Source organism: Streptomyces sp. NBC_01546, from assembly GCF_045208355.1.
In the GTDB taxonomy this organism is placed as follows: Bacteria; Actinomycetota; Actinomycetes; order Streptomycetales; family Streptomycetaceae; genus Streptomyces.
Map to the genome: position 1 here is coordinate 2,037,776 of NZ_CP109379.1, position 20,043 is coordinate 2,057,818.

Here is a 20,043-nt window from a genome sequence, read left to right on the forward strand (position 1 = left end):
CTGCACCATCGTTGCAAATGGGGTCTTGTAGACAATAAGGGACTATGCACTAAGATCCACTTAAAAAACGCAGGTCAGAGGTGTGCATCCCCAAATAAAACGAGTAGAGTCTCCGCGAATATCCGACAGTTGGAGTTTGCGTGACAACAGAAAATTCCCTCCCCGGCAAGCGGAGAGGGCGGCAAATTTCGCGAGCAATATCCGCGATCCTGGTAAGCGGAATTACGGCTACCGGATTGAGTGTGCTGCACCCCACAGCGAACGCTGCTGGCAGCGTTGCCGCCGTCGCGGATCCGCTTGCTGATGGGTCCATGACCGCAGCAGACTTCGCACTTGCCAAGGCCAGAGAGACGGGTCAGCCTTACGAGCTGACGTCCGCGCGGACCGAGACCTCGGACACCTGGGCGCTGCCGACTGGCAAGTGGTCGGTCACCCGCCACGGGACGACGGTGCGTGTCCGGCGCGCCGGTGGGTGGGTCGCAACCGACCCGACACTGCAGTTCGCGGCGGACGGGAAAGTGACGCCGAAGGCGTCGGCCGTGTCCATCGCCTTCTCGGGTGGTGGCACCGGTCCGCTGCTGACGGGAGTGAAGAACGGGCGGACTCTGTCGCTGACGTGGCCCACTGCGCTGCCGAAGCCGACGCTCGCCGCGAACGTGGCGACGTACCCGAACGTCCTGCCGGACGTGGACCTTCAGCTGAAGGCCGAGGTCGAGGGTTTCTCTCAGCTGTTGGTGGTCAAGACCGCCGCCGCGGCGAAGCATCCTGACCTCGCGACACTGAAGTTCAAGCTCGACACCGTGGGCCTGAACGTCACCAGGGATGCGACGACGGGACTGTTGACTGCGGTAAATCCGGCCGGCGAGGTCGTGTTCACCTCCCCGACCCCGGTGATGTGGGACTCCACCACCACGGGGGCCGCTTCCCAGGCACCCGCGGGTGCAGGAGCGCTCAGCGCCGACTCGGGGACGGACACCGCCCCCTCGGATGCCTTCGTGACGCCGTCCGGTGCCAAGAACGCCCAGATGCCCACCACCGTCACGGGCGGCACGCTGGAGATCAAGCCTGACCAGGTTCTCCTCGCCGGTACGGAGACGAAGTACCCCGTCTACATCGACCCGTCGATCGCCTGGGGCGCGCGGCAGAACTGGGCATGGGCCTACCGCAGCTGGGAGAACAACTCCTACTGGAACACCAAGGAGGACGTGCGCGTCGGATACGAGTCCGAGACGAACGGGCTCTCGCGGTCCTACTTCCAGCTCGACACCTCCCCGGTCAAGGGTGCCCAGGTGTCGAAGGCAACCTTCCGGATCAGGGAGACCTGGTCCTGGTCCTGTATCGAGACCCCGGTGGAACTCTTCGCAACCGGCCCGATCTCGAACCAGACAACGTGGAAGAACCAGCCCATCAAGGGGCAGTGGCAGGACATGGTCAAGGCTGCCAAGGGGCGCCCCGGCTGCGAGGCGGGCAACCTCGAGTTCAACGCCACCCAGGCTGTGAAGGAGTCCGCAGCCAACCACTGGTCGAGCGTGACCTTGGGTCTGTTCGCCCAGAACGAGGGCGAGCAGTACCAGTGGAAGCGCTTCGACGCGAAGACGATGACGCTGGAGATCGAGTACAACAACCCGCCCAATACGCCTTCCGACCCGGGGACCTCGCCGTGGGTGCCGTGCGTCCAGGGCGGCTCGATCGGCAACACCACCATCGGCCTCTACGCCACGATCTCCGACCGTGACTCAGGGAACCTGAACACCGAGTTCCAGATCTTCAAGGACGGCCAGAGCGCCGCTGTCGCCGGCCAGAGCATCCCCGCCAACAACGGCAAGGTAGCCACCTGGAACGTCCCCGACGCCTCGCTCCCCGACGGGAGTTACACCTGGAAGGCGCGGACGACCGACCAGGACGGTGCCCAGTCGGGCTGGTCCCAGACGTGCAAGTTCACCGTCGACCGCGCCCGGCCGACGAAGGCACCGAAGATTACTTCGACCGTCTTCCCAGACGGCAGCAATGGCTGGCCTACTGGCACGGGCAAGGCCCGTGAGGAGGGGGACTTCGTCCTCTCGGCCAACGGCGTCAAGGACGTCACGTGGTACGGCTACTACACCGACTGGGACCCGGAGGTGAAGAGCACGGTCGTCGCCGCGGGCACCTCGTTCACAGCGAAGCTCACACCTCCGGGCGCGGGCCCGCACTTCGTCTACTCCTTCAGCCAGGACGCTGCCGGGAACCGTTCCGACACCACTGCCTACCAGTTCTACGCGGCACGCACGGCAAAGAGGGACGTGCCTCACGACTTCAACGGCGACGGCTTCCGCGACATCTGGAGCAGCGACCTCTTCGGCAGCCTCCTGACCTACACGGGCCTGGGCAACGCGAAGTTCTCCGCGACAGTCAGCTCCGGCAAGTCATTCGCCGGAGCCCAGGTCGCCACCCTGGGTGACTGGAACGAAGACGGGCTCAACGACATGCTCGCTCTTGAGCAGGAGCCCGGCATGACCCGCAAAACGCTGAATACATACGAGAACAACGGCCAAGGTGCCGTGATCAACCCCATCCCAATGGGGGTGGACGTGCAGGACAACAACCACTGGTTCAACGCCGATCAGATCATCGCCCCCGGCGACCTCGACGGCGACGCGGTTCCGGACGTCCTCGTCAAGCAGGGGAATAAACTCTGGGCTCACTACCTCACCATCCGGGCCACCCTGGACGAGACCCCGCCCGTGCTCGTCGGCGGCACCGACTGGGACAAGTACACCGTCATCGCCCCGGGTGACCTCAACAAGGACGGCGTTCCCGACCTGTGGCTGCGGGACAACGCCAGCGGCGACATCCTGCGCACCTACGGCAAGAAGAGCACGGTGGAAACAGAGGCGGTCGACCTGGCCACCTGGGGCACTCAGACGCGTGCCAAGGTCGGCTCCACCGTGACCCAGGCTGCCTACCCGAGCGTCGGCTCTGCCGGAGACCTCAACGGTGACGGCGTCGCGGACCTGTGGGCCCGCCAGGCCGACAACACCATGGTCGGGTGGCCCGGGAAGCTCTCCGCCGATGGCACCACCGTCGGTTCCTTCACCACCCGTTTCGAGATCGACGGCGTGCCCGGCGCACGTATTCCCGCCGGTACCACGCTGGCCTCGGGGCAGGAGTTCTCCAGCGGCAACTCCAAGCTGGTGATGCAGTCCGACGGCAACCTCGTGCTGTACACCAAGGACAAGAAGCCGATCTGGGCCACCGGAACCGACAAGAACCCGGGTGCCGTGGCCCGTATGCAGAGCGACGGCAACTTCGTCGTCTACGCTGCCGACGGCAAGACCGCCCTCTGGAGCAGCAAGACCACCACTCCGTACTCGTATGCGGTACTCCAGCCCCGCGGCGTGCTCGTCCTCTTCAACGCCTCCGGGCAGAGTCTGTGGACCAGCGACACCCAGAGCCGGCCGGACTACAACGGCGACGGCTACACGGATGTCGCCACTCGCGACGCCAACGGCTCCCTCTGGATCTATCCCGGCACCGGAGGGACGGGCACCAGCATGCTCGGCAGCCGCTACTTCGCGGGCAGCGGCTGGTGGCGTGATCAGTGGACGAACGTCTACACCGCTGACTTCAACAATGACGGCTACACCGACATCATCGCGCGCCATCACCTCGGCAACCTGTGGCTGTACCCGGGTACGGGCCGAACCGGAACCGAGACCCTCAACAATCCGGTCCTGATCGGCACTGGCTGGAACGTCTACACCGATCTGGGCTTCGGAGACATCAACGGAGACGGCCGTACCGATCTCATAGGCCGCGACAGTGGCGGCGGCCTGTGGGTCTACCCCCACAAGGGCGGCACCGGCACCGACACCCTGGGCAGCCGGATCTCGATCGGCGTCGGCTGGGGCGCGGCTGACTGGCCCACCCTGCGCTTCGCCGACCTGGACAACGACTACAAGATCGACATCCTGGCGCACCGCAACAACGGCAAGCTCTACCTCTACCCGAACACCAGCAAGGACTCGATGAGCCTCGGCGACCCCAAGGTCGTCGGCGAGGCCTGGTGGAACGGTGAATGGACTCCATATGCCACGGACCTCAACAGTGACGGCGCTGCCGAGCAAGTCGGGGTCGCCCGTACCGGCGAGCTGTACGACTTCATAGGTACCGGCCGCACTCTGATCGGTACCGGCTGGGGCATCTCCGACATCATCCTCTGATCCCTGACCGAGCGGGGGGGGTGAGGGCCCGCAGGCCCTCACCCCCCCTTCTCGTTTTCAAGGTCAACGACTGACAGCCGCCAGGTCAGCGTGCTCCCGCGCCCGGTTGCCGGCGGAGGGAATCGAGCGACCGGGTGAGACCGCGCTTCAGAACTGCGGACAAGGGGCGTTCGACGAAGCGGTGGACAAGCCAGGCGGCGACAAGCATGCCGAGCGTCATCACCGCGACCAGCGCCCACGGGGAGAGGTGGTGGCGGAGCAGGCGGATGCCGGTCCAGCCGATGTGCTCGTGGAGCAGGTAGAGCGGGTAGGTGGTCGCGCCGGCAACCGTGAGCCACTTGCCGCGCACCCAGGAGAGCCCGCCGAGAGCCAGGACGATCATCACGAGGTAGCCGAGGGTCATCAGCGCGATCGCCGGCTTGGAGTCCATCGTCCGGCCGAGGCTGCCCGCCAGAGCGTCGTTGTACAAGGTGACCTGGCGGATCGAGAACAGCCAGGAGATCACGACGATGCCCCACAGCAGCATGGTCGGCCGGAAGCGGTGCATCAGGTACATCGCGACACCTGCGATGAAGTAGGGCGAGTACTCGGGCATCAGGATGTAGTCGGCGAACGGCGCCCGCCCAGCGGTCACCAGGACCGAGGCGACGGTCCACAGCACGCAGAAGAGCACCACCCGGCGGTAGGTGACGCCCTTCCACACCACCAGGGCGAACAGCAGGTAGAAACGCAGCTCGACCCAGAGCGTCCAGTAGACGGCGTCCACAGAACCGACCCGGAACGGCTCCTGCAGCATTGTGAGGTTGAGGAGAACGTCCTTCAAGCCCAGCGGCTGCACGACCAACGGCCACAGCGTGACCACCGCGGTCGTGGCCAGGACGGCGAACCAGTACGCAGGATAGAGCCGCACCACGCGCGACGTGAAGAAGTCGCCCAGGCTGCGCCCCCAGCTGCTCATACAGATGACGAAGCCGCTGATAATGAAGAAGAACTCGACCCCGGTCCAGGTATAGGACGCCAGCCAAGACGCGGTGGGAAACACCACATCCACCGGCTTCGTCCAGGCATTCTTGGACGCTTCGGCATTACCACCAAAACCGACATAATGATGGAAAACCACCATAAGAGCGGCGATCAGGCGCAGCCCGTCCAGGGCAGCCAGCCTTGGACGCTTCCCGGCCGCCGGAGCAGGCGCCGGAGCAGCCTCTCGGACCGGGGTGGGTATCAGGTGGTTCAGCACCCGGCAGATCCTACTAAGACCTTTGCTCGCGTGATGACCGGGACATCGGGGTCGCCAGGGATCTCCAGGGCGGAGTACGTGGCACCGGCCGGAGATCGACGCAATCCCTCGAAGGGGGTCATCGCCACCTCCGAGTGATTCGAACGCCCCGCCCCTTAGGGTCCCCGGCCATGCAGGACGTCTGTGCGAGCTTTCGCTCCCCGCGCCCCGTGACGCCGCTCTGAGCAGCCACGTTCTTGCGGTCATCAGTTCGCGGCCGCGGCACCTCGGGAGGAATCTTGCGATCCGTGCACGTTCATGTGGCGTTCGACCCGGCAGCGGGCGGGGGTGGCCGCGGATGAGGCTTCTCAAGCGGCCCGCTCCCGCCGACCCGGCCGTCTCCGAGAGTGAGCGCCGGCTCTTCGGCGGCCCCCTGCGCTACGACGCCGGCTGGGCCAACCACGACTACGCCCGGCTGGAAGGCCGGCTCCTGACCACCCTGCGCTCCATGCCCCGGATGGCCGGCGGGACGCTCCGGCTCGCCTGGGACACCGACCGGCGCGCCCTGCTCACCGTCGCCTTCGCCGAGGCCGGGCAGGGGGTCACCTCCGCCGTCGGGCTGCTCGTCCTCAGCCAGGTGCTCCGTACGCTGCTCGGCGCGGGCAGTGCCGCCGACCGGCTGCACGCCGCCCTGCCCGCCCTCGCCGGGGGCGCCCTGGTCGCCGTACTGGGAGCCGTGCTGGCCTCGTGGTCCACGGCGGCCGCCGGGCGGCTGGAGCCCAAGGTGGAGCGGGCCGCGCACGAGCAGTACCTGAAGGCCGCCATCGAGGTGGAGCTCGAGGCCATCGAGGACGGGGAGTTCCGGCGGCTGCTCGACAGCGCCCAGTGGGGTCCGCCCTCGGCCCGCCGGACCGTCGGGGCTTGCGTGGCCACCCTCGGCGGGATGATCTCCCTCGTCGCCACCGCCGGGGTGCTCACCGTGCTGCACCCGCTGCTGCTGCCCATGCTGCTGCTGATCGCCGCCCCGCGCGGCTGGGGCGCGATGCGGGTGGCCCAGCGCCGCTATCTCTCCATGATCACCTGGGTGGAGCACGTCCGCGCCGCCCGGCTCATCGGCCAGCTGCTCATCTCCCGTACGTCGGCCCCCGAGGTACGGGTGCACGGAGTCGGGCGCTACCTCCTCGGCCACTACCGCAACATGGCCGAACACGCCGAAAGCGAGGCCACCCGCCTCGCCAAGGACAAAGCCGCCACCGAACTGCTCGCCGCCGCGCTCTCCGGCGTCGCGGCCCTCGTCACCTACACGGCGATGGGCGTGCTCATCGTCACCGGCCGGATGGACCTCGCCGTCGCCGGCACCGCCGTGATCGCGGTGCGCACCGGCTCGGCCAGCCTGGGCGCCCTCGTCGCCACCACCAACACCCTGCACGAGGAGTCCCTGTACGTACGGGACTTGGAACGGTTCGTCGCCGAGGCCGGCCGCCGCGCCATCCCGGACGGCGGGCTGCGACTGCCCGAGCGGCTCGGCACGCTGAGGCTCGAGGACGTCTCCTTCAGCTACCCGGACCGGGACGAGCCCGCCCTGACCGGCGTCTCCCTCACCATCGAGGCGGGCACCGTCGTCGCGCTGGTCGGCGAGAACGGATCGGGCAAGAGCACCCTCGTCAAACTCCTCGCCGGTCTGCACCTGCCCGACACCGGTTCGCTGACCTGGGACGGGGTGGACGTACGGGAGGCCGACCGGGAGCAGGTCTTCGACCGGATCTCGCTGCTCACCCAGGACTTCGAGCGCTGGCCGGTGACCGCCCGTACCAACATCGCCATCGGCCGCCCCGGCACCGGGCCCGAGGACGGCTCCGTGGACCAGGCCGCCGACGTGGTGGCCGCGGCCCGGTACGCGGGCGCCGACCAGGTCGTCGAGAAGCTGCCGCACGGCTACGAGACCCTGCTCGCCCGGATGTTCAGGGGCGCCTCGGAGCTGTCCGGGGGCCAGTGGCAGAAGTTCGGCCTGGCGCGCACCCGCTTCCGCGACGCCCGCGTCCTCGTCGTGGACGAGCCCACCTCGGCGCTCGACCCGGAGGCGGAGATCGCCGCCTTCGACAGCATCCGCGGCCTGGCCGGTCCGCAGCGCGCGGTCGTGCTGGTCACCCACCGGATGTCGGGGGTGCGGTACGCCGACGTCATCTACGTGCTGCACGAGGGGCGGCTCGTCGAACAGGGCAGCCACGAGGAGCTGCTGGCCCTGGGCGGCCGGTACGCCACCATGTTCCGGATCCAGGCCGACCAGTACGGCGACAAGCCCGGGCCCGGGGCCGGGCACGAAGTCCCTATCCCGCGCCAGGCCGCCGCGCCGCGGAACGACCAGTCCGTCACCTGAAGCAGTGAACTCCCCCTTATCCCAAGGGCACCAGGGGTAGAGCACTGCTGATCTCGTGCGGGGGCCGGCCCACCGGCCCCCGCACCCATGAGCGAAAGGCCGGCCCTGCCGTGACGCAGCCGTTTCAACTGCCGGACTTCTATGTGCCGTATCCGGCGCGACTGAACCCCCACCTGGAGGACGCCAGGGTCCACACCAAGCAGTGGGCGCGCGCATTCGGGATGCTGGAGGGTTCCGGCGTCTGGGAGGAAAGCGACCTCGACTCGCACGACTACGCGCTGCTGTGCTCGTACACCCACCCCGACTGCGACAGCGAGGCGCTGTCCCTGGTCACCGACTGGTACGTCTGGGTGTTCTTCTTCGACGACCACTTCCTGGAGATGTACAAGCGCTCGCAGGACCGCGCCGGCGCCAAGGACTACCTCGACAAGCTCGCCGCCTTCATGCCGATGGACCTGGCCGACGGCTTCCCCCAGCCCACCAACCCCGTCGAGGCCGGCCTCGCGGACCTCTGGAGGAGGACCGTTCCTGCCATGTCCGCGGACTGGAGGGAACGGTTCTCCGAGTCCACGAAGAACCTCCTCAACGAGTCGATGTGGGAACTGGCCAACATCAACCTCGGCCGCGTCGCCAACCCGCTCGAATACATCGAGATGCGCCGCAAGGTGGGCGGCGCCCCCTGGTCGGCCGGCCTGATCGAGTACGTCTCCGCCGAGGTCCCGGCCCGCGTCGCGCACTCGCGGCCGCTCGGCGTGCTCCGCGACGCCTTCTCCGACGCCGTGCACATCAGGAACGACATCTTCTCCTACCAGCGCGAGGTCGCCGACGAGGGCGAACTCTCCAACGCCATCCTGGTGTTGGAGACCTTCCTCGGCTGCACCACCCAGGAGGCGGCCGAGGCCTCCAACAACCTGCTGACCTCACGGCTCCAGCAGTTCGAGCAGACCGCGCTCTGCGAGCTCCCCCAGCTCTTCACCGACCACGCCCTGAACCCGGCCGAGATCGCCGCCGTCCTCGCCTACGCGAAGGGCCTGCAGGACTGGCAATCGGGCGGCCACGAGTGGCACATGGTCTCCAGCCGCTACATGAACAAGGAGGCTCGGGCCACCGCCCCGCTCACCCTGCCCTTCCTCCCGTCCGGGCTCGGCACCACCGCGCTCGACCTGCGGTCCGTCTTCACGCGGCGTTCGATGGAGATGCGCCACCGGTCCTTCACCCACGTCCCGTTCGAGCGCACCGGCCCGTCCGTGATCCCGGACCTCTACATGCCCTTCACGCTCGCCCTCAGTCCGCACGTGGACCTCGCCCGCCAGGGCTCCGTCGACTGGGCCCGGCGGATGGGCCTGCTGGATCCGCAGCCCGGCGACCCCGGGTCCGCGATCTGGAGCGAGGCGAAGCTGCGCGGCTACGACTTCGCGCTCTGCTCGGCCGGCATCGACCCCGACGCGACGCCCGGGGCGCTGCTCCTCAACGCCTGCTGGCTGACCTGGGGCACGTACGGTGACGACTACTACCCGGTGGTCTTCGGGCAGGCCAGGAACCTGAGCGCCGCCAAGACGACCACGGCGCGGCTGATCACCATGATCCCGGTGGACCACGCCGAGCAGCCGGTGCCGGTGACCGCGATGGAGCGCTCGCTGGCCGACCTGTGGGTGCGCACCAGCGCGGACATGGCCCCGCCCGTCCGCGCCGAGTTCCGGGCCACGCTCGTGTCCATGCTGGAGAGCTGGGTGTGGGAGGTGGAGAACCAGATCCAGAACCGCATCCCGGACCCGGTGGACTACGCCGAGATGCGCCGCCACACCTTCGGCTCGCACCTCACGATGTACCTGTGCCGGCTCGGCCAGGCGGGCCGCGGCATCCCCGAGGAGATCTACCGGTCCGGGACCATCCGGTCCCTGGAGAACGCGGCGGCCGACGCCGCCTGCATGATCAACGACATCTTCTCCTACCAGAAGGAGGTGGAGGTCGAGGGCGAGGTGCACAACTACGTGCTCGTCACCCGCAACTTCTTCGACATCGGCTATCCGGAGGCGCTGCACATCTGCCACGCGCTGATGACCCAGCGCACCGAGGAGTTCGAACACATCGTCGCCAGCCAGCTGCCGGTGCTCTACGACGACTGGAAGCTGGGCGCCGGAGCCCGGGCCGGGCTCGACGCGTACGTCGGCGAGCTCCAGGACTGGCTCGCCGGGATCCTCAACTGGCACCAGAAGTGCCGCCGTTACCGCGAGGAGGACCTCCACCGGCTGCCCGGCGGCCTGTCCACGCACGTCTGGGGCGCGGACTTCGGCATGTCCGCGGCAAGGATCTCGCTCCCGTCCTGAACCCGGCGGCGGGGGCGGTCCGCTCGCCCGCCCCCGCCTCCGCCCCGCCTCCGCCTGCGGCGCCGCCCCGTCGCCTCAGAACTCGTCGCTCGTGTGCGGCAGCAGATCCGTCCGCAGCGCCGCGTCCAGCGCCGCCGCCGCGCCGGGCGTGTGCTCGGCGACCAGCCCGGCGGCGACCAGCTCGACGACCCGGGTCCCGCCCAGGTAGCAGGCGGCCAGCTCCCGTACGTCCAGGGCCAGGTCCGGCGCCGCCCGGGCGGGCTCGTACGCGGCCCCGCCCGGCCCCGCCTTCAGCCGGAACCGCCCGGCGTTCGCGGGCAGCCGTACGTCGGTCAGCTCCAGCACCAGTTCCACCGGCGCGGCCCAGGACCGCCCGGTCAGCGCCGCCCGTACGTCGACCAGGCGCAGCCAGAGCGCCGGGAACTGGGCGGTGACCCGCACCTGGTCCCGGTCGGCGGCGAAGTGCAGCAGCGGGTCGTCTGCCGGGCGGCCCCACGCGGTGACCCTGCCGGTGAGGTCGAGGGCGGCGAGGCACTCCCACAGGGCGGCGGCGACCGCCGGGGTATCGGCCTCCAGTTCCTCCACACGGACCAGACCCGGTGTGCGGACGGGCCCGTTGTCGTCCTCCGGCTTGGTGCGGTAGAGCACGTACCCGGCGATCGGCTCTCCCGGTTCGCCCAGGACGATGATCCGGGGCGGGCTCAACTCCTCGTCCTCCTCGTCCTGTTCGGACAGCCACTCCTGGCTCCAGCGTTCGGGGCTGCGGGTGGGGCGGCCGGCCCGCCCGGCGCGGGCGGCCTCGTGGAAGGGACCGATGACGGCGAGCGCCTCGTCCGGGGCGACGAGGCGCAGCGGGCGCCGGTCCGGGGCGATGCGCAGGGGCAGCGGCCGGGTGGAGTCGATCTCGATGGTGACGCCGGTGGTCGCGCCGCCGTAGCCGAAGCGGCCGTAGATGGCGGCCTCGGAGGCCCACAGGGCGGCGAGCGGGCTGCCGACGGCCGATGCGCGGCGCAGCTGCTCCGCCATCAGCGCGGTGAGTACGCCGCGGCGGCGGTGGGTGGGGGCGACGGAGACGAAGGTGAGCCCGGGGCAGGGAAGATCTGCCCCGGGGACCGAGAGCCGGAAGTCGTGTGCGGCCATGAAGCCGACCAGGGTGTCGCCGTCGTAGGCGCCGATCCGGCTGCAGCGCACGAGCAGGGCGTGATGCCGTTCGCGGCCCTCTTTCTCGGGCCGGTCGTTGAACACCAGATACGCGAGCTCCAGAGCACGGTCGATGTCGGCCTCGGGTACCTCGCGGATGTCCACCATGATCACGAGACTAATCGGTCATCGGCGGACCGGTCACCTCATAGTGGCTGGATCTGCACGTTTGACCAGTTTGCAGGTGCCGGCCCGCAGCCGGCCGGGGCGGGCCGGCACCTGTTCGGGGGCGCGCGTCACCCGGTGGCGGGACCCGTCCAGCCCGCCGGGACGTGTCCGAGCCGGACGCGCTGCGGGTGGTCCCCGACGGGGACGGACACCCGCTTGGTGCCGGTGGCGAAGTCGATGGCCGTCACCCGGTCCGAACCGCTCTCGGAGATGACGCAGGCCGTACCGTCGCCGTCGACGGTGGCCCAGTACGGCTTGTCGGCGGGCACGAGCGGACCCTCGGCGAGGGTGGCCCGGTCCACGACGGTCGCGTAGTCGTCCATGGTGCCCGCGATGCAGAGCTTGGTCCCGTCCGGGCTCATGGACATGCCGTGGTGGCGGGAGTCGTTGACCCACTTGGTGCGGTCGGTGCTGGTGGCCGGGTTCTCGGGCAGGTTCTTGAGGCGGGTGATCCGGTCGGTGGCCACGTCGTACTCCAGGAAGCCGGCGAAGAACGACACCTGGAAGTAGAGCTTGGACTCGTCGGGGCTGAAGGAGACGGGACGTACGGCGTCGGACAGGTCCCGGCGGCCGAAGGCGTCCAGCCGCTCGCGCATGTCGATGACCTTGACCGTGCGGAAGGTCTGCGCGTCGACCACGGTGATCTTCCGGTCGCCCTTCGTCCAGTCCAGCCAGGGCGCGTCGAGGGCGGAGGTCACGTCCCCGATGGAGCTGTTCCACAGGTGGCGGCCGTCGCGGGTGAAGGTGTTCTCGTGGGGCTTGTCGCCGGTGGTGAAGGAGCCGGCCTCCCGGCCCGTGGCGATGTCGAGGACGTGCACGGTGTTGGCGGTGGAGGCCGATACGGCGACGCGGGTGCCGTCGGGCGAGACGGCCATGTGGTCGGCACGGTAACCGGCGACGGCGAAGCGCCAGTTGATCCGCCCCGTCCGTACGTCGATGGACACGACGTCGGCGAAGCTGGGCCGGGAGGCGACGACGGCCGAGCCGTCGGGGGTGGTGTACATGTCGTCCACGAACTGGTCGTGGCCCTCGCCCGCGGTTTCCCGGATGCCGAGGAAGAAGCCGAGCTTGACCGGGTTGAGGTAGATCTCCCGGAGCCGCTCCGCCTTGTCGGGTATGACGTTGATCCGGCCGACCTTGGCGAGATCGCCGGTGGAGGCGAGGACGTCGGCGGTCCCCTCCCAGTTGTTCCCGACGTAGAGCACCTCGCGCAGGCCGCCGTCGCCGGAAGCGGCCGTGGCCGGAGCGGCCGCGGCGGGCGCGAAGGAGGTCAGCAGCGTGGCCGCGGCGAGCGCGGCCAGGGTGCGGAGGGTACGTGACATCCGTTCAACTCCGGTGGGGGGAAGGGATGGAGAGGGTGCCTCCTGTTACCGGCCGGTAAAATAGGCGGAACGCCAAACGGGCGCAACCCCTAGGGGTCGCGCCCTTCCTCACGTACGGAGTTCAGCTCTTCAAGCGACGGAACCGATCCGGCCGATCACCGCGTTCGAGACGCCCTGCGGATCGGGGTGGATCGGGATGTGCGCGCCGGTCAGCGCGGCGCCGCTGCCGCCGCGGCGGTTGGCGACGATCTCGGCGGCGATGGACAGCGCGGTCTCCTCCGGGGAGCGGGCGCCGAGGTCCAGGCCGATCGGGGAGCGCAGCCGGGCCAGTTCGAGCTCGGTCACGCCGACCTCGCGGAGCCGCTTGCTGCGGTCCTCGTGGGTGCGGCGGGAGCCCATGGCGCCGACGTAGGCGACGGGCAGCCGGAGGGCCAGTTCGAGGAGCGGGACGTCGAACTTGGCGTCGTGGGTGAGCACGCACAGGACGGTACGGCCGTCCACTGCGGTGCTCTCCAGGTAGCGGTGCGGCCAGTCGACGACGATCTCGTCCGCCTCGGGGAAGCGGGTCTTCGTCGCGAAGACCGGGCGCGCGTCGCAGACGGTGACCCGGTAGCCGAGGAACTTGCCGATGCGCACGAGGGCGGAGGCGAAGTCGATGGCGCCGAAGACGATCATCCGGGGCGGCGGGACGCTGGACTCGACCAGCACCTTGAGCGGCTCTCCGCAGAGCCGGCCGTCGGCGCCCATCTCCAGCACGCCGGTCCGGCCGGCGTCGAGCATGGCGCGGGCCTCTTCGGCGATGGTGCGGTCCAGCTCGGGGTGTCCGCCGAAACCGCCCTCCCAGGCGCCTTCGGTACGGACGAACACGGCGCGGCCCATCAGCTCGGCCGGGCCCTCGGCGATCCGGGCGACCGCCGCCGCCTCCCCGCGGGCGGCGGCGGCCAGACCGGCCGCGAACACCTCCCGTACGGGAGAGCCCACGGGGACCGGGGTCACCAGGATGTCGATGATCCCGCCGCAGGTCAGGCCCACGGCGAAGGCATCGTCGTCGCTGTACCCGAAGCGCTCGGCGACGGTCTCGCCGTCCTCCAGCGCCTGCCGGCACAGCTCGTACACCGCGCCCTCCACGCATCCACCGGAAACCGAGCCGATGGCCGTGCCCTCGCTGTCGACGGCGAGCGCGGCCCCGGGCTGCCGGGGCGCGCTCCCGCCGACCGCCACCACGGTGGCGACGGCGAAGTCTCGTCCCTGCTCGACCCACCGGTTCAGTTCTTCGGCGATGTCCAGCATGGGGGCCTCCTCGGAGAGGTTCGGTTTCCAGTATCGGATACGTGGAGAGCGCGGTACTTCGTACGGATCAGGCTGTACGGATCGGGTACGACCGGGCCGGATACGGCCTGGTCAGCCGACTCCGAGCCAGCCCTCGATCGGGTGGAGCGAGAAGAAGACCAGGAAGATTCCGGTCAGCGCCCACATGAAGCCGCCGATCTCACGGGCCTTGCCCTGAGCGATCTTGATGGCGACGTAGGAGATGACTCCCGCGGCGACACCGGCGGTGATCGAGTAGGTGAACGGCATGATCACGACGGTCAGGAAGACCGGGATCGAGGTCGAGCTGTCGGCCCAGTCCACGTGGCGCGCGTTCTGCATCATCATCGCGCCGATGACGACCAGGGCCGCGGAGGCGACCTCACCCGGGACGATCTGGGTGATCGGGGTGAAGAAGAGGCAGGCGGCGAAGAACAGGCCGGTGACCACGGAGGCGAGGCCCGTGCGGGCTCCCTCACCGACGCCGGTCGCGGACTCGACGAACACGGTCTGGCCGGAGCCGCCCGCGACGCCACCGATGGCGCCACCGGCGCCGTCGATGAACAGAGCCTTGGACAGGCCCGGCATGCGGCCCTTGTCGTCGGCCAGCTTGGCCTCGGTGCCGACGCCGATGATGGTGGCCATGGCGTCGAAGAAGCCGGCGAGCACCAGGGTGAAGACGATCATGCCGACCGTCATGTAGCCGACGTCGCCCCAGCCGCCGAAGGAGACGTCGCCGAAGAGCGAGAAGTCCGGCATCGAGACCGCGGAGCCGCTGAGCTCCGGCGGACCGTTCTTCCAGGCCTTCGGGTCGATGTCCACGATGAGGTTGATGATCGCGGCGAGGACGGTGCCACCGACGATGCCGATCAGGATCGCGCCGCGGACCTTGCGGGCCTGGAGCATGAAGATGGTGATCAGGGTGACGGCGAAGAGCAGCACGGGCCAGCCGGACAGCTCACCGGTCGCACCGAGCTGGACGGGGGGCATGAACTCCCCGCCGTTGCCGACGAACCCGGCCTTCACGAAGCCGATCAGGGCGACGAACAGGCCGATGCCCATGGTGATGGCGTGCTTCAGCGCGAGGGGGATGGCGTTCATGATCATCTCGCGGAGGCCGGTGACGACCAGGAGACAGATCACGACGCCGTAGACCACGCACATGCCCATGGCCTGCGGCCAGGTCATCTGCGGGGCTACCTGCGAGGCGAGCACGCCGGACACGGAGAGGCCGGCGGCGAGGGCCAGCGGCACCTTGCCGACGAAGCCCATGAGGAGGGTGGTGACGGCCGCGGCGAAGGCGGTGGCGGTGATGATCGCCGATCCGTCCATCACGGTGCCCGCGACGTCCTTGCCCGAGAGGAGCAGGGGGTTGAGCAAGAGGATGTACGCCATGGCCATGAAGGTCGTGATACCGCCACGAACCTCATTGCCGACGTTGGAACCTCTGTGCGTTATGTGAAAGTACCGATCGAGCCAAGAACGCCCGGCGGGGGTGCGAGAGCCGTCGCCGGCCTCTTCCGCGGTGGTCTTGGGCTCCACAGACGACTGGGTCATGGTGCCTAACTCCCAAGGTTCAAAGGGGCACCCGCATAAAGATTGGAGACGCGGGATTTGGGATGCTGCGTTGGCTGCACGACCCGGGGTGACGGCCCGAGGCGACGCGAAAGTTCTGCGTGTACTGCGGGTACTGCGGGGGTTACCGCTGGTATTCCGGTACTGCTGGGGGTGTTGCTGGGTGCAGGGGTACTGCCGGGTGAAACGGACCGCGAGCGGTGCGGTACTTCGTACTCCGGGCGGCGCGGTGTGAAGTGTGACGTTCCCATGTCGCACCGCCCGGAGAGTCTGAGGGGGTCCGGGGGCCTCGCGGCCCCCGGACCACGCCGTCCTAGAGGGTCCCGGTGAGGGCTTCCGGACGGATCGGCGTCTTGTTGAGCTCCAGACCGGTCGCCTGCCGGATCGCCGCGAGGACGGCCGGGGTGGACGAGAGGGTCGGGGCCTCGCCCATGCCGCGCAGGCCGTACGGGGCCTTCGGGTCGGCGAGCTCCAGGACGTCGACCGGGATGGTCGGGGTGTCGAGGATGGTCGGGATCAGGTAGTCCGTGAAGGAGGGGTTGCGCACCTTCGCGGTCTTCGGGTCCACGATGATCTCTTCCATGATCGCGACGCCGAGGCCCTGGGTGGTACCACCCTGGATCTGGCCGACCACGGAGAGCATGTTGAGCGCCTTGCCGACGTCCTGGGCGGTCGCCAGCTCGACGACCTTGACCAGGCCGAGCTCGGTGTCCACCTCGACGACCGCGCGGTGCGCGGCGAAGGTGTACTGGACGTGGCCGTTGCCCTGACCGGTGACCAGGTCGAACGGGACGGTCGGGTGGTGACGGTACTCGAGCTCGAGGTCGATCGCGTCCTCGCCCTCCAGGATGTCGGCGATGTCCGCGAGGACCTCGCCGCCGTCGGTGACGACCTTTCCGCCTTCGAGCAGCAGCTCGGCCGTGGCCCACGCCGGGTGGTACGAGCCGTTCTTGCGGCGGCCTATCTCCAGCAGGGCCTCGCGGACGGCCTCACAGGTGTTCTTCACGGCGCCACCGGTCATGTACGTCTGCCGGGAGGCGGACGTGGAACCGGCGGAGCCGACCTGCGTGTCGGCCGGGTGGATGGTCACCTGCGTGACACCCAGCTCCGTACGGGCGATCTGCGCGTGGACGGTGATGCCGCCCTGGCCGACCTCCGCCATGGCCGTGTGGACCATCGCGACGGGCTCGCCGTTGATGACCTCGAGGCGCACGCGGGCGGTCGAGTAGTCGTCGAAGCCCTCGGAGAAGCCGACGTTCTTGATGCCGACCGCGTAGCCGACGCCGCGGACGACGCCTTCGCCGTGGGTGGTGTTCGAGAGGCCACCGGGCAGCGCGCGGACGTCCGCGTTCTCTCCGGCGCTCTCCCACTGGCGCTCCGGCGGCAGCGGGCGGGCCTTGACCCGGCGCAGCAGCTCGGCGACGGGCGCCGGGGCGTCCACGACCTGGCCGGTGGGCATGACCGTGCCCATCTCCATGGCGTTCAGCTGGCGGAACTCGACCGGGTCCATGCCCAGCTTCTCCGCGAGCTTGTCCATCTGGGCCTCGTAGGCGAAGCAGGCCTGGACGGCGCCGAAGCCGCGCATCGCGCCGCAGGGCGGGTTGTTCGTGTAGAGCGCGATCGCCTCGATGTCCACGTCCTCCAGGACGTACGGACCGACCGAGAGGGAGGAGGCGTTGCCCACGACCGCCGGGGAAGCGGACGCGTACGCGCCGCCGTCCAGGACGATCTTGCACTTCATGTGCGTGAGCTTGCCGTCCTTGGTGGCGCCGTGCTCGTAGTAGAGCTTCGCCGGGTGGCGGTGCACGTGTCCGAAGAAGGACTCGAAGCGGTTGTAGACGATCTTGACCGGCTTGTTCGTGGCCAGGGCCAGGAGGCAGGCGTGGATCTGCATCGAGATGTCCTCGCGGCCACCGAAGGCACCGCCGACGCCGGAGAGCGTCATGCGGACCTTCTCCGGCGGCAGACCCAGGACCGGGGCGATCTGCCCGAGGTCCGAGTGCAGCCACTGGGTGGCGACGTAGAGCTCGACGCCGCCGTCCTCGGAGGGCACGGCCAGGCCGGACTCCGGGCCGAGGAAGGCCTGGTCCTGCATGCCGAAGGTGTACTCGCCCTCGACGATGACGTCGGCGCGCTTGCGGGCCTCTTCCACGTTGCCGCGGATGATCGGCTGGCGGTGCACGATGTTCGGGTGCGGGACGTGACCGATGTGGTGGTCGTCGCGGCCCTCGTGGATCAGCGGCGCGCCGGGGGCGAGGGCGGAGGCCTCGTCCGTGACGAGCGGCAGCTCCTTGTAGTCGATCTTGATCTTGGCGGCCGCGCGGCGGGCGGTCTCCGGGTGGTCGGCGGCCACGAGGGCGACCGGCTCACCGTGGTGACGTACCCGGCCGTTGGCGAGAACCGGGGTGTCCTGGATCTCGAGGCCGTAGTTCTTCATCTCGGCCGGCAGGTCGTCGTACGTCAGCACCGAGTAGACGCCGGGCATCGCGAGCGCCTCGGAGATGTCGATGGAGACGATCTCGGCGTGGGCGACGGTGCTGCGCAGGGTCTGGCCCCACAGCATGTCCTCGTGCCACATGTCCGAGGAGTACGCGAACTCGCCGGTGACCTTGAGGGTGCCGTCCGGGCGGAGCGTGGACTCGCCGATGCCGCCCTTGTTGTGCTTCTGCGTGACGTTGGTCGGCGTACCCGCCGGAACCGTGCGCGTGTTCTGGGCCATGGTCAGACCGCCTCTGCCTGACGGGCGGCCGCCAGGCGGACCGCGTCGAGGATCTTCTCGTAGCCCGTGCAACGGCAGAGGTTGCCGGACAGGGCCTCACGGATGTCCTGGTCGGACGGGGAGGAGTTCTCCTCGAGCAGCGCGTCGGCCTGGACCAGGAGGCCCGGGGTGCAGAAACCGCACTGGACGGCGCCGGCGTCGATGAACGCCTGCTGGATGTTGGAGAGCTCGACGCCCTCACCGGTCTGCGAGTCGCCCGGCTTGGCCTGCCACTGCTTGGCCGCGTCCAGGGACACGCCCTTGCTGCCGCAGCCGCCGCCGGTGCCGCAGGCACCGCCGTGGCCGTGCTCGTCGCGCTGCTTGGCGAACTCCGCCAGGCCCTCGACGGTCACGACGTCGCGACCCTCGACCTGACCGGCCGCGACCAGACAGGAACAGACCGGCACGCCGTCGAGACGGACGGTGCAGGAACCGCACTCGCCCTGCTCACAGGCGTTCTTCGAACCGGGCAGGCCCAGGCGCTCGCGCAGGACGTAGAGAAGGGACTCGCCCTCCCATACGTCGTCGGCTTCCTGCTGACGGCCGTTGACAGTGAAATTGACGCGCATGATTACGCAGCCCCTTCAAGCGAGCGGCCGTTGCCGGTACCGCGGTACTGCTCCCAGGTCCAGACGAGCTGGCGGCGAGCCATGATGCCGACCGCGTGACGGCGGTACTTCGCCGTGCCGCGGACGTCGTCGATCGGGTTGGCCGCGCCGGAGGCGAGGTCACCGAACTGCTTGGCGATCGACGGGGTGATGACCTTGCCCGACTCCCAGAAGCCGCCCTCTTCGAGCGCGGCGTTCAGGAACTCCTCGGCGGCCTTCGCACGGATCGGGGTCGGCGCGGCCGAACCGATGCCGGTGCGGACCGTGCGGGTCTCCGGGTGCAGGGCCAGGCCGAACGCGCAGACCGCGATGACCATCGCGTTGCGGGAGCCGACCTTGGAGTACTGCTGGGGACCATCCGCCTTGTCGATGTGGATGGTCTTGATGAGCTCGTCGGCGGCGAGCGCGTTGCGCTTGACGCCGGTGTAGAACTCGTCGATCGGGATCAGGCGAGAGCCGCGTACGGACTCCACCTCGACCTGCGCGCCGGCGGCGAGCAGTGCGGGGTGGGAGTCACCTGCCGGCGAGGCGCAACCGAGGTTGCCGCCGACGCCGCCGCGGTTACGGATCTGCGGGGACGCGACCGTGTGCGAGGCGAGCGCGAGACCCGGAAGCTCCGTGCGGAGGTTTTCCATGATCTGCGTGTACGGGACGGAGGCGCCCAGACGAACCACGTCCTCGCCGACCTCCCACTCCCGCAGCAGACCGATGCGGTTCAGGTCCAGGAGGTACTCCGGCCGACGGTGGTCGAAGTTGATCTCGACCATCACATCGGTGCCACCCGCAATCGGCACAGCTGTGGGGAACTCGGCCTTAGCGGCGAGCGCCTCCTCCCAGCTGGCGGGGCGAAGGAAGTCCATGTGCGGCTCTCTTCTTCTTCATCGTGTCGTTCACTTCAAGCCAGGAGGCCTACGGGCCCTCGACTGGTCGTTCACGTGCTGTTAACGCGGTGTGGACTCAGTACACCGGCCGCCTGTCC

11 protein-coding genes are annotated in these 20,043 nt (G+C 69.1%); 3 read left to right on the forward strand and 8 right to left on the reverse strand.

Features of this window, described 5'->3' with window-relative positions:
* The first annotated feature begins 311 nt into the window (after positions 1-311).
* Positions 312-4,202: an FG-GAP-like repeat-containing protein gene (locus tag OHA89_RS09365; protein ID WP_406365874.1), complete on the forward strand. Its 3,891-nt coding sequence runs from the start codon at positions 312-314 to the stop codon at positions 4,200-4,202.
* A gap of 85 nt (positions 4,203-4,287) precedes the next feature.
* On the opposite strand, the gene OHA89_RS09370 is transcribed toward OHA89_RS09365, so the two are convergent.
* Positions 4,288-5,442 (reverse strand): acyltransferase family protein, encoded by a 1,155-nt coding sequence (locus OHA89_RS09370; RefSeq protein ID WP_406365875.1) that lies wholly within the window; start codon positions 5,440-5,442, stop codon positions 4,288-4,290.
* Positions 5,443-5,779: 337 nt separating this feature from the next.
* On the opposite strand from OHA89_RS09370, the gene OHA89_RS09375 reads away from it, so the two are divergent.
* Together OHA89_RS09375 and OHA89_RS09380 are read left to right on the forward strand one after the other, a co-directional pair.
* A complete protein-coding gene (locus tag OHA89_RS09375) occupies positions 5,780-7,798 on the forward strand; it encodes an ABC transporter ATP-binding protein (RefSeq protein ID WP_406365876.1) in 2,019 nt (672 codons plus the stop codon).
* Positions 7,799-7,908: 110 nt separating this feature from the next.
* A complete protein-coding gene (locus tag OHA89_RS09380; RefSeq protein ID WP_266614180.1) occupies positions 7,909-10,125 on the forward strand; it encodes a germacradienol/geosmin synthase in 2,217 nt (738 codons plus the stop codon).
* A 75-nt stretch (positions 10,126-10,200) separates the two neighbouring features.
* Here the strand turns inward: OHA89_RS09380 and OHA89_RS09385 are convergent, their stop codons facing one another.
* From OHA89_RS09385 to OHA89_RS09415, 7 genes are all read right to left on the reverse strand, one after another.
* Positions 10,201-11,433 carry a GNAT family N-acetyltransferase gene (locus OHA89_RS09385; RefSeq protein ID WP_406365877.1) on the reverse strand — a complete coding sequence of 411 codons (1,233 nt, stop codon included), beginning with the start codon at positions 11,431-11,433 and terminating at the stop codon, positions 10,201-10,203.
* 128 nt (positions 11,434-11,561) lie between these two features.
* Positions 11,562-12,815, reverse strand: a complete 1,254-nt coding sequence (locus OHA89_RS09390; protein WP_266614185.1) for a YncE family protein — start codon at positions 12,813-12,815, stop codon at positions 11,562-11,564.
* A 129-nt stretch (positions 12,816-12,944) separates the two neighbouring features.
* Positions 12,945-14,105 carry an XdhC family protein gene (locus tag OHA89_RS09395; RefSeq protein WP_406365878.1) on the reverse strand — a complete coding sequence of 387 codons (1,161 nt, stop codon included), beginning with the start codon at positions 14,103-14,105 and terminating at the stop codon, positions 12,945-12,947.
* 111 nt (positions 14,106-14,216) lie between these two features.
* A complete protein-coding gene (locus tag OHA89_RS09400) occupies positions 14,217-15,680 on the reverse strand; it encodes an NCS2 family permease (RefSeq protein WP_215146377.1) in 1,464 nt (487 codons plus the stop codon).
* 331 nt (positions 15,681-16,011) lie between these two features.
* A complete protein-coding gene (locus OHA89_RS09405; protein WP_266614191.1) occupies positions 16,012-18,417 on the reverse strand; it encodes a xanthine dehydrogenase family protein molybdopterin-binding subunit in 2,406 nt (801 codons plus the stop codon).
* 2 nt (positions 18,418-18,419) lie between these two features.
* Positions 18,420-19,025: a (2Fe-2S)-binding protein gene (locus OHA89_RS09410; RefSeq protein ID WP_406365879.1), complete on the reverse strand. Its 606-nt coding sequence runs from the start codon at positions 19,023-19,025 to the stop codon at positions 18,420-18,422.
* Between the two features lie 2 nt (positions 19,026-19,027).
* On the reverse strand, positions 19,028-19,924 hold the full coding sequence (locus tag OHA89_RS09415) for a xanthine dehydrogenase family protein subunit M (RefSeq protein WP_215146374.1): 897 nt from the start codon (positions 19,922-19,924) through the stop codon (positions 19,028-19,030).
* Between the last annotated feature and the right edge of the window lie 119 nt (positions 19,925-20,043).

Bases quoted from the DNA above. Each gene is read 5' to 3' on its own strand.
- OHA89_RS09365 (WP_406365874.1), top strand. From the start codon at position 312: ATGACCGCAGCAGACTTCGCACTTGCCAAGGCCAGAGAGACGGGTCAG.
- OHA89_RS09375 (WP_406365876.1), top strand. From the start codon at position 5,780: ATGAGGCTTCTCAAGCGGCCCGCTCCCGCCGACCCGGCCGTCTCCGAG.
- OHA89_RS09385 (WP_406365877.1), bottom strand. From the start codon at position 11,433: ATGGTGGACATCCGCGAGGTACCCGAGGCCGACATCGACCGTGCTCTG.
- OHA89_RS09390 (WP_266614185.1), bottom strand. From the start codon at position 12,815: ATGTCACGTACCCTCCGCACCCTGGCCGCGCTCGCCGCGGCCACGCTG.
- OHA89_RS09395 (WP_406365878.1), bottom strand. From the start codon at position 14,105: ATGCTGGACATCGCCGAAGAACTGAACCGGTGGGTCGAGCAGGGACGA.
- OHA89_RS09400 (WP_215146377.1), bottom strand. From the start codon at position 15,680: ATGACCCAGTCGTCTGTGGAGCCCAAGACCACCGCGGAAGAGGCCGGC.
- OHA89_RS09405 (WP_266614191.1), bottom strand. From the start codon at position 18,417: ATGGCCCAGAACACGCGCACGGTTCCGGCGGGTACGCCGACCAACGTC.
- OHA89_RS09410 (WP_406365879.1), bottom strand. From the start codon at position 19,025: ATGCGCGTCAATTTCACTGTCAACGGCCGTCAGCAGGAAGCCGACGAC.
- OHA89_RS09415 (WP_215146374.1), bottom strand. From the start codon at position 19,924: ATGGACTTCCTTCGCCCCGCCAGCTGGGAGGAGGCGCTCGCCGCTAAG.